Annotated in this window: 8 protein-coding genes and 8 tRNA genes; 12 read left to right on the forward strand and 4 right to left on the reverse strand. The window is 46.6% G+C overall.

Annotated features, from left to right (window positions below; translation table 11 throughout):
* Positions 1 to 115: 115 nt before the first annotated feature.
* From ACIGBN_RS14465 to ppnN, 3 genes are all read left to right on the forward strand, one after another.
* On the forward strand, positions 116 to 781 hold the full coding sequence (locus ACIGBN_RS14465) for a glutathione S-transferase (RefSeq protein WP_396666254.1): 666 nt from the start codon (positions 116 to 118) through the stop codon (positions 779 to 781).
* A 20-nt stretch (positions 782 to 801) separates the two neighbouring features.
* Complete coding sequence (gene zapE, locus ACIGBN_RS14470) at positions 802 to 2,067, forward strand: cell division protein ZapE (RefSeq protein ID WP_396666256.1); 1,266 nt, start codon at positions 802 to 804, stop codon at positions 2,065 to 2,067.
* A gap of 101 nt (positions 2,068 to 2,168) precedes the next feature.
* On the forward strand, positions 2,169 to 3,542 hold the full coding sequence (ppnN, locus tag ACIGBN_RS14475) for a nucleotide 5'-monophosphate nucleosidase PpnN (protein WP_207923344.1): 1,374 nt from the start codon (positions 2,169 to 2,171) through the stop codon (positions 3,540 to 3,542).
* A gap of 80 nt (positions 3,543 to 3,622) precedes the next feature.
* Here the strand turns inward: ppnN and glsB are convergent, their stop codons facing one another.
* The 4 genes from glsB to ACIGBN_RS14495 all read right to left on the reverse strand — a co-directional run bounded on the left by glsB (position 3,623) and on the right by ACIGBN_RS14495 (position 7,777).
* Positions 3,623 to 4,534 (reverse strand): glutaminase B, encoded by a 912-nt coding sequence (gene glsB / locus ACIGBN_RS14480; RefSeq protein WP_133002682.1) that lies wholly within the window; start codon positions 4,532 to 4,534, stop codon positions 3,623 to 3,625.
* Positions 4,535 to 4,646: 112 nt separating this feature from the next.
* Positions 4,647 to 5,471 carry an NAD(+) diphosphatase gene (gene nudC, locus ACIGBN_RS14485; RefSeq protein WP_133002683.1) on the reverse strand — a complete coding sequence of 275 codons (825 nt, stop codon included), beginning with the start codon at positions 5,469 to 5,471 and terminating at the stop codon, positions 4,647 to 4,649.
* Between the two features lie 72 nt (positions 5,472 to 5,543).
* Positions 5,544 to 6,569 carry an L-threonine 3-dehydrogenase gene (gene tdh / locus ACIGBN_RS14490; RefSeq protein WP_133002684.1) on the reverse strand — a complete coding sequence of 342 codons (1,026 nt, stop codon included), beginning with the start codon at positions 6,567 to 6,569 and terminating at the stop codon, positions 5,544 to 5,546.
* 11 nt (positions 6,570 to 6,580) lie between these two features.
* Positions 6,581 to 7,777, reverse strand: a complete 1,197-nt coding sequence (locus tag ACIGBN_RS14495; RefSeq protein ID WP_396666260.1) for a glycine C-acetyltransferase — start codon at positions 7,775 to 7,777, stop codon at positions 6,581 to 6,583.
* Between the two features lie 175 nt (positions 7,778 to 7,952).
* Between ACIGBN_RS14495 and ACIGBN_RS14500 the strand changes: the two genes are divergently transcribed.
* From ACIGBN_RS14500 to ACIGBN_RS14540, 9 genes are all read left to right on the forward strand, one after another.
* A complete protein-coding gene (locus ACIGBN_RS14500) occupies positions 7,953 to 9,023 on the forward strand; it encodes a polysaccharide deacetylase family protein (protein WP_396666262.1) in 1,071 nt (356 codons plus the stop codon).
* A gap of 62 nt (positions 9,024 to 9,085) precedes the next feature.
* Positions 9,086 to 9,176: transfer RNA gene (locus ACIGBN_RS14505), tRNA-Ser, on the forward strand.
* A 48-nt stretch (positions 9,177 to 9,224) separates the two neighbouring features.
* Positions 9,225 to 9,300: transfer RNA gene (locus ACIGBN_RS14510), tRNA-Asn, on the forward strand.
* Positions 9,301 to 9,303: 3 nt separating this feature from the next.
* A tRNA-Pro gene (locus ACIGBN_RS14515) sits at positions 9,304 to 9,380 on the forward strand.
* A 26-nt stretch (positions 9,381 to 9,406) separates the two neighbouring features.
* Positions 9,407 to 9,482, forward strand: a tRNA-His gene (locus ACIGBN_RS14520).
* A gap of 14 nt (positions 9,483 to 9,496) precedes the next feature.
* Positions 9,497 to 9,572 (forward strand) — tRNA-Lys (locus ACIGBN_RS14525).
* A 37-nt stretch (positions 9,573 to 9,609) separates the two neighbouring features.
* Positions 9,610 to 9,685, forward strand: a tRNA-Asn gene (locus ACIGBN_RS14530).
* Between the two features lie 2 nt (positions 9,686 to 9,687).
* Positions 9,688 to 9,764: transfer RNA gene (locus ACIGBN_RS14535), tRNA-Pro, on the forward strand.
* Positions 9,765 to 9,795: 31 nt separating this feature from the next.
* Positions 9,796 to 9,871: transfer RNA gene (locus tag ACIGBN_RS14540), tRNA-Lys, on the forward strand.
* The last annotated feature ends 178 nt before the right edge of the window (positions 9,872 to 10,049 follow it).

The following is a 10,049-nucleotide window of genomic DNA, read 5'->3' on the forward strand; positions in this document are numbered from 1 at the left end:
ACAAGTATTCCTGCGCCAAGCGCTGAGAAACTGGTCAGATAAGTCATCCAATAAGAGGTCTTACTCGTATAGGGTTAAAGGTACTCATAATTCCTCTGACTCATAAGGAGATAACATGATAACGCTTCACCATTTGGAACAATCTCGCTCACAGCGAGTGTTGTGGTTACTGGAAGAATTAGGGCTGGCTTACGAGGTGATTCAATATCAGCGGGACCCTGTCACCCTGGCCGCACCAGAGTCGCTTTTCAGTATACACCCTCTTGGCAAAGCGCCGATTTTGAGTGACGGCGAGCTGGTGATTGCAGAGTCTGGTGCGATTATCGAATACTTGATTGAGCGGTACGATCTGGATGAGCGTTTCAGACCGACTGCAGGGCAGGCTTTATTAGATTATCGTTATTGGCTGCATTTTGCGGAAGGCTCCTTAATGCCACTATTGGTGATGAAGCTAGTGTTTACCAAGATAACGACCAGTCCAATGCCTTTTTTTGCCAAGCCGATTGCCAAATCGATTGGTCAAAAAGTTCACTCGAGTTTCTTAATCCCTAGATTGATGCCTCAGCTGGCGTTTATTGAGCGTACTTTAGCAGAACGTACTTGGTTTGCTGGTGATCGTGTCTCTGGGGCAGACATTCAAATGAGTTTTCCCTTAATCGCAGCAAGCGCTCGTCTTGACCTGTCTGCTTACCCTAATATTGGCCGCTTTATAAAACAGGTCGAAGCCATGCCTCATTACCAAAAAGCGATAAAGAGAGTGACAACCGGCGAGGCTGCGTAAGCGTCTAATTTGGTGATTATGTGGAGGAAATAGACACTTTGCTTGATGATCGACAAACAAAGTGTCTTGAGAAACCTTTAGCCAGCGGCGACAATATTGCTTTATTCATCAGCGCTTATCTTTTTATGTCCTCACCGATCACTGTGTACGAAGAGAAACTACGACATCAAGACATTCGTTTTGACGAACATCAGCAGGCGGCGCTGTTGGCGTTAGATGGTGTCTACACAAACCTTATGGCGGCTCGCTCACAGAGCCGCGTTGTCGCCTCCTCTGACCTTCCATCTAATCCGGTGAAAGGGGTGTATCTATGGGGAGATGTGGGCCGTGGAAAGACCTTTTTAATGGATCTCTTTTACGAGTGTTTGCCAGAGGGGATGGGGTTAAGGCTGCATTTCCATCATTTTATGGCACGTTTGCACCGTGAACTTAATTTGGCGTTCGGTCAAAAGAACCCATTAGAAGGCATTGCTAAGCGCTTAGCGACAGAGTGCAAGGTGTTGTGTTTCGATGAATTTTTCGTCTCCGACATTGGCGATGCCATGTTGTTAGGCGGGTTGGTCGAGTCGCTCTTTAAAGAGGGTGTCTTACTGGTTGCAACCTCTAATATTCCCGTAGAAGGCCTGTTCCAGAGCCAATTGCAAAAACAACGCTTTGAACCGTCGATTGCGTTATTGCAGCGCAACTTAGAGAGTATTCATCTGCATGGTGAAGAAGATCACAGGATGCGTCACAAGGGAACGGACCCTGTGTATTTTGTGCAAGATGAAAATGCCTTAGAGCTGGCTTTTTTAACCTTGTCTCATGGGCGGGTATCTTCGGCACCGCTTAGCGTATGCCGCCGGGCCATTGCCGTTAGAAAGGCGTCTGACAATGTTGCTTGGTTTGATTTTTTTGACCTGTGTGATGGGCCGCGATCTTCTTTAGACTACATCGAACTGGCGCAGCGTTTTCCTTGTATTTTTGTGTCTGGTATTCCTGTATTAAGCAACGAACCCTACGAGCGGATAAAAGCGCGAGGTACGGAAGATGGTGCCATTGGGTCGGGGCAAACTGGTGAGCGGGTGGTGTCTTTGGGCATTAATGACGACGCAGTACGACGTTTTATTAGTTTGGTCGACGAATGCTATGACCATCAAGTGGTGCTGTATTTAAGTGCGGATGTGCCATTGGCCTCTCTTTATCAAAATGGCGCCTTGTTGTTCGAATTTCGGCGAACTTACAGCCGTTTAACCGAAATGCAGTCCCTTCATTACCAATCGATTCGAGGTTATTTGGCTAAATAGCGCGCGTTTGTCGCTTTTCTCCATTTTTTATGGCTTGATAAATAGGCTATCCGTAACCAAGATAGCGACTAAGACAATAACATATGAAAAGGAGAGCGATCATGTTGTACGAAGATCGCGTTGATGCGCTAGTCGCACCGAAAGGGGCATTGGAGATGTTATCGCAAGATGAGATATCTCGCATGTCCGATGATTCTGGTTCACTTCATTCTTTATTCCGCAGCTGCGCATTGGCCATTTTAAACTGCGGCAGTGACTCCGATGACGCGAACGCCGTCATGGAAGAGTTCAAAGATTTTGATGTCCGTATTATTCAACAAGAGCGTGGCGTCAAACTGCAATTAAAAAATGCCCCAGCAAGCGCCTTTGTGGACGGCAAAATGATCAGTAGCGTGCGCGAAATGTTGTTTAGCGTGCTGCGTGACATTATTTTTACTTATCACGAATACAATTTAGCGCGCGGCCTAGACTCGGCAAGCTCTGATAAAATCACCAATGTGGTATTTGAATTGCTGCGCAATGCCAATGTGTTTCGCCGCATTCAAAGCCCAGACATGGTGGTCTGTTGGGGAGGGCACTCGATTGCTCGTAACGAATACGATTACACCAAGCGAGTAGGTCATCAACTTGGATTGCGTGAGTTAAATATCTGTACCGGCTGTGGGCCTGGCGCGATGAAAGGGCCGATGAAGGGCGCGGCCATAGCGCACGCGAAACAGCGAATTCATACCGGTGTTTACTTGGGGTTAACCGAGCCTGGCATCATAGCAGCAGAGTCACCTAACCCGATTGTGAACAAGCTGGTGATCATGCCAGACATTGAGAAGCGCCTAGAGGCCTTTGTTCGTACTGGACATGGCATCATTGTGTTTCCTGGTGGAGCGGGTACTGCTGAAGAAATTCTGTATATTTTAGGTATTTTGCTGCATCCCAAAAATGCCAATGTGCCTTTCCCATTGATCTTCACTGGACCAAAAGAAAGTGCGGATTACTTTGAGCAGATCCACGCTTTTATTGGTGATGTGTTAGGGAAAGAGGCACAAGAGAAATACCAAATCATTATAGAAGATGAAGTGGCTGTGGCGCGTGCGATGAAGCAAGGCCTAGAAGACGTACGTCATTATCGTAAAGCGCACCAAGATGCCTTTTATTATAATTGGAAGCTGTACATTCCAGAAGAATTTCAGCATCCGTTTGAACCGACTCATGACAAAGTACGTGGCTTGAATTTGCACTTTGGTCAGGAAACGCATTTATTGGCGGCGGATTTACGTCGTGCTTTCTCGTCTATCGTCGCTGGTAACGTTAAGGCGCAAGGCGTAGCTTATATCAAAGAGTTTGGCCCTTTTGAAATCCACGGTGATAAATTGCTGTTGGAAAAATTAGACGCGTTATTGCAGGCTTTCGTTACTCAGCAGCGCATGAAGTTGCCAGGCAGTGAATACATTCCTTGTTATAAGGTCGTGACTGGTTGAGTCGCTAGATTAAGTAACACGCGCAACAAAAAAAAGGCCCAGTGCCTTTTTTTTTATTGCGCGATTAAGGTGGCTAAAGATTAGCCAAAAACAGACCAGCCGATACTGTCTGAAAGGGCTTCTAAAGCCGCAATGCCTGCCAAGGAGTTGCCTGATGTATTTAATTCTGGCGACCAGACACACACCGAAAAGCGGTTTGGTACTATGGCAACAATGCCGCCTCCAACACCACTTTTACCTGGTAATCCAACACGATAGGCAAAGTTTCCGGCTTCGTCGTATAAGCCGCTGGTGGCTAATAGTCCATTGACCTGTTTGGCTTCGCGAGCGCTAATAACTTGTTCGCCACTGTGCTGGCAATAGCCCTTGTTGGCTAAGAAGCTAAACGCTTTCGCAAGATCAATGCAGCTCATGCGCATGGCACAGTTATCAAAATAATTGTGCAGCACGTCTTCTACGTCATTATGAAAGTTGCCAAAGGCTTTCATTAAATACGCCATGGAGGCATTGCGCGCACGAAACTCGTACTCTGAATTTGAGACGGTTTTATCGGAGGTTAACCCCTGGTTCCCCGATAAGCGGCGTATGTATTCACGCATGGCGTAGTGCGGCGAGGCAAAACGGGACTGATTCATGTCACTCACCACCAATGCGCCCGCATTGATGAAAGGGTTACGGGGAATGCCCGCCTCATACTCTAGTTGAACAAGAGAGTTGAATGGGTTGCCGGATGGCTCACGACCCACTCGTTGCCACATGTCTTCACCATAATGTTTCATAGCAAGCGTTAAGCTGAAGACCTTGGAAATACTCTGTATCGAAAACTCAGTGTCCGCTTGTCCAGTGTGAAAAAGTTCACCACTGTTGCTATAGATGGCAATGCCAAATTGATTTGGGTCCACGTTGGCGAGCGCCGGGATGTAGTCAGCGACTTTACCGGCACCGATTAACGGGCGAACTTTTTGTTCTATGCTGTGTAGCAATTCATCCACAGGTGGTTACCTATTTAATGCTTATCGAAAGGCGGGTTTATACAGAAAAATGATGCGTCACGATAGCGCTTGTCGGCGGGTGATGCCAACAAGCGTTTTCGTGTTCGAATGTTTACTTATCTGGGTTTTGTTGTATCCATAGGGCGTGTTGTCTAATGATTTGCCCTGAGATAGTCACAGGGCTAGGAATATTCGGCAGATTATCGATATCCCACCACGCGGCTTCTTCTATTTCGCCTGGCGCCGGTGTCAGTTCGCCGCCATCGTAATCGGCAAAGAAGCCGACCATTAACTGATGGGGAAAAGACCAAGGTTGGCTGCTGGCATAGCGAATGTTTTTAACCTGTATGCCCACTTCTTCTTGGACTTCGCGGGCGACCGCTTGCTCTAACGTTTCACCGGCTTCAACAAAGCCTGCAATGTTGCTTTGCATGTCTGTTTGCATCTGTGTGCCTCTGGCGAGCAGTAGCTTATTGCCTTTTTTGACCGAGACTATGATGCAAGGTGAAATCCTAGGATAGTGGCGTAGATTACAGGTTGGGCAGATTTTAGTGTGTTCTGTGGTATGCCTGTTGCGCATTTCTGTGCCGCAGCGACCGCAGAATCTGTGGTCTCTATCCCAGGTTGAAAGCTGGTGGGCGCGGCTCAGTAGAAGATAGTTGGCTTCGTTTTGTAAGAAGAGTAATTCACGCAAGCCCATCTCGCGAAAGCCTCTGGGCATGTTTTCAAAACGGCACACAAACACATCTTGTCGTGAATCGTCTGCAGAAAGCCACTGACCGCAATACACAGCACGCATATTCGCGTCAGGCTGAAAAGCCGTAAAAGGAATAAGGAAACGTTCTTCTGATTCGATTAAAACTTGGTTTTTATGCAATAAAATATAAAGCGCATCCTGATGAGGAGTAGGGTGCGCATGGGTACCGATTTCTAACATGAGAAGGCTCTGTTGAGTGCAAAAAGATTACGCTAACGCGAAGCTCAGTTTGACGCAACAGAGTCGGTAGGATTAATCCCAATTAAGGATAACTTTCCCTGATTGGCCAGATGCCATCGCCTCAAATCCTTCCTGAAACTGCGAAATAGGGAAGTGATGTGTCACAATCGGGCTAATATCGAGACCAGATTGCAGCATGGCCACCATCTTATACCAGGTCTCATACATTTCTCGGCCATAGATACCTTTAATGATAAGCCCTTTGAAAATAACTTGGTTCCAATCAATGGTGGTTTCTTTGCCAGGAATGCCGAGCATGGCAATTTTGCCACCGTGATTCATGCATTCCAGCATGGATGAAAATGCAGCCCCATTGCCTGACATTTCTAGGCCCACATCAAAGCCTTCTGTCATGCCGACTTCTTTCATGACGTCTTTTAATGACTCTTGGCTAACATTGACGGTGCGAGTCGCGCCCATTTTCTTTGCCAGCTCTAAACGGAAGTCATTGACGTCGGTAATCACCACATTTCTTGCGCCAACGTGTTTGGCGATCGCGGCAGCCATGGCGCCGATTGGACCTGCGCCGGTAATCAATACATCTTCGCCCGTAAGGTCAAAAGACAAGGCCGTGTGTGTGGCATTACCAAATGGGTCGAAAATGGCTGCCATGTCATCGCTGATGTCGTCAGGGATTTTAAAAGCGTTACTGGCAGGGATCACTAAATACTCACCAAACGCGCCAGTTCGGTTAACCCCAACGCCTAATGTCTCACGGCATAAATGGCGTCGGCCTGCTCGACAGTTACGGCAATGACCACAAGTGATGTGACCTTCACCAGACACTCGATCGCCGATATGAAAGCCGTTTACTTCGGCGCCGATTTCAGCGATCTCGCCGACAAATTCGTGACCAACGGTCATTGGCACAGGAATGGTGTTCTGCGCCCACTCATCCCAATGGTAAATGTGCATGTCAGTACCGCAAATGGCGGTTTTATGTATTTTAATAACGACGTCGTTATGGCCGCATTCTGGGTATGGTGCGTCAGTCATCCAGATGCCTTTTTCTGCGTGTAGCTTGGCAAGCGTTTTCATGGTGTGACTCCTTAAATAATGTTCAGAGAACGGCCAATTTTGGCGAAAGCATCAATCGCGTGATCAAGCTGCTCTTTGGTTAATGAGGCTGACATTTGAGTGCGGATTCTGGCTTTTCCCATAGGCACCACAGGGTAGGAAAAACCGGTGACATAAATCCCTTCTTGATAAAGTGCGTTGGCCATTTCCTTGGCTAATTTGGCGTCGCCAAGAATAACGGGAATGATAGGGTGGTCGCCGGGCACTAGGTTGAACCCTAATTGGCTCATCTTTTCTCTAAAATAAGCGCTGTTCGCTTTAAGTTGCAAGCGAGCGTCGTTGCCTTTTTTGATGAGCTCTAAAATTTCCAATGTGGTGGCGGTAATGACTGGCGCCAATGAGTTGGAAAATAAATAAGGGCGTGAACGTTGGCGCAACCATTCAACAATGGGTTTTGAGGCGCTGGTGTAGCCGCCCGATGCGCCGCCTAAAGCCTTACCTAAAGTGCCGGTAATAATGTCTACTCGACCCATGACGTCGCAGTACTCATGGCTGCCGCGACCATTTTCACCTAAAAAGCCAACGGCATGAGAATCGTCAACCATCACGAGAGCGTCGTATTGGTCGGCTAAATCACAAATGGATTTAAGGTCAGCAATAATGCCGTCCATGGAAAACACACCGTCGGTGACGATCAGTTTTGTTTTAGCCCCATCGGCGTCTGCTTGTTGTAGTTGCGCTTCTAGTTCTTGCATATTGTTGTTGGCGTAGCGGTAGCGTTTGGCTTTGCATAAACGAATCCCGTCAATGATGCTGGCATGGTTAAGAGCATCACTGATAATCGCGTCTTCACTATTCAGCAAGGTTTCAAATAAACCACCATTAGCATCAAAACAAGACGAGTAGAGTATGGTGTCTTCCATTTGTAAAAACTGGCTAATTTGGGCTTCTAATGTGGTGTGAATATTTTGTGTGCCACAGATAAAGCGCACAGACGCCATACCATAGCCAAAAGTATCTAGCGCTTCATGGGCTGCTTGTGTGACATCTTTATTGTTGGCGAGACCTAGATAGTTGTTAGCGCAAAGGTTGATCAAGCTAGCATTGTCGGCGGTGGTTACTTGGCTAGATTGCGGAGACGCTAACGCTCTTTCTTCTTTATAAAGGCCTTGTTCTTTTAGCTCTTCTAGCTGGCGCTCGAGGTTTTGAAAAAATGTAGATCGGTTCATGCTAATTCTCTCTTTAATGCTGCGATATGATGAAATTAAGTGTAGAAGGCTTGTTGGGTCTCGTGTAGATGCAGTGAAGTATCAAAATGACCGTAACAGTTTGTTTTCGATGGCTGGCTTTTTGTTAAAGCTGTCGCGTAGAATGAGCACAAATTTTAAGCAGAGAGACGATTGAATGTTATCTAAAGTACGTAGCAGTGTGCTGATCAGCACCATGATGATGAGTGTTGGGGTCAGTGCTCAGGATTATTTGCCGATTCTTCAATACCATCATGTGAGTAAGACAACCCCTGCTTCTACCTCGCTTACGCCAGCTCAGTTTACCGAGCAGATGGATTACCTTAAAACCGCTGGTTTTCAAGTGGTTGATTTGAAAGACGCATTAGAGAAGTTGAAAAAACATCAGAGCTTACCTGATAAAGCGGTCGCGATTACTTTTGACGATGCGTATCGAGACATCTATCTAGGCGGTTTTCCTATTCTTAAGGAAAGAGGTTTTCCGTTCACCGTTTTTCTGAATACTAAGCCGATTGGACGAAATCATCACTTTTTGACTTGGCAAGACATTAAAGAGATGGAGAAGTCTGGTGGTGTGTTTGCCAACCATACGATCAATCATCCTTACATGTTAAGAAAAGAAGCGGGTGAAACCAACGATCAATGGTCAGCTCGTATGGCCCATGAAGTGGATACCGTAGAAACCATATTGAATGAGCAACTAGGGCATTCTCCTAAAATGTTGGCTTACCCTTATGGCGAGTCCAACGATGTAATACGTGCACTGGTAAAAGAACGAGGACTTATGGCGTTTGGTCAGCAGTCCGGTGTGGTCAGTGCGGATTCTAACTTTGAAGATCTGCCACGTTTTCCGGCATCTGGACGTTTTGCCAAACTGTCTACTTTAAAAGTGAAGCTGGCGTCTAAGCCTATGCCTCTTCTTAATGAAGAAAGTGGCGGGGATTTTGCGACGGATAAACCTGTGTCTATTCGTTTAACGTTTAAGCCGGGCAACTATCGCCTGAAAGATTTGGCCTGTTATGTCTCCGGCCAAGGCAAGGCGTCGTTGAACTGGATAGAGAAGAACGAAGTCGTGGTTACTGCGCCCAGCGCATTTAGTGTTGGTCGTGGAAGAATTAACTGCACCATGCCAGATCAAAGTGCGAAGCATTATTACTGGTATTCCAATGTTTGGATCCGTCCAGGGGCAGATCAGGGCTATGTAGTAGAAAAAGTTGGAAAAAGTTAACTTTTTTTAAAAAAGATGTTGCACTGAAATCTCAAATCAGTATTATACATCTCGCTCGCAACGGAGGGGTGGCAGAGCGGTTTAATGCACCAGTCTTGAAAACTGGCGTAGGTTAATAGCCTACCGAGAGTTCGAATCTCTCCTCCTCCGCCATCTTCCTTTTAGGAAGGTTGTTGTGTTGTAAGCAAAGATAAAATTAGTTCCTCGATAGCTCAGTTGGTAGAGCAAATGACTGTTAATCATTGGGTCACTGGTTCGAGTCCAGTTCGAGGAGCCAGATCGGAGTATAGCGCAGTCTGGTAGCGCGCCTGCTTTGGGAGCAGGATGTCGGGAGTTCGAATCTCTCTACTCCGACCATTTAATTTTATCGTCACCTAGTAATGGTGGGCGTAGCTCAGTTGGTAGAGCTCCGGATTGTGATTCCGGCGGTCGTGGGTTCAAGCCCCATCGTCCACCCCATTACTCTGATAGTTGGGTCGTTAGCTCAGTTGGTAGAGCAGTTGACTTTTAATCAATTGGTCACTGGTTCGAATCCAGTACGACCCACCAACTATCGTCAGAATATAATTCTGCAAACCTTATTAATTCCTCGATAGCTCAGTTGGTAGAGCAAATGACTGTTAATCATTGGGTCACTGGTTCGAGTCCAGTTCGAGGAGCCAATCGGAGTATAGCGCAGTCTGGTAGCGCGCCTGCTTTGGGAGCAGGATGTCGGGAGTTCGAATCTCTCTACTCCGACCATTAGGTTGTTAGAACATAGAAAATTATGAGCGGGTCGTTAGCTCAGTTGGTAGAGCAGTTGACTTTTAATCAATTGGTCACTGGTTCGAATCCAGTACGACCCACCATTCTTCTCATAATCCTCTCTCTTTTATTTTCCTTTCTTGCGTTAATTCCTAGATCTTTCTCTGATTCAATTTAAAATATTCTATCGTCTATCGTCTATCGTCTATCGTCTATCGTCTATCGTCTATCGTCTATCGTCTATCGTCTATCGTCTATCGTCTATCGTCTATCGTCTATACG

The organism is Marinomonas sp. NPDC078689 (assembly GCF_044542435.1).
In the GTDB taxonomy this organism is placed as follows: domain Bacteria; phylum Pseudomonadota; class Gammaproteobacteria; order Pseudomonadales; family Marinomonadaceae; genus Marinomonas; species Marinomonas arenicola.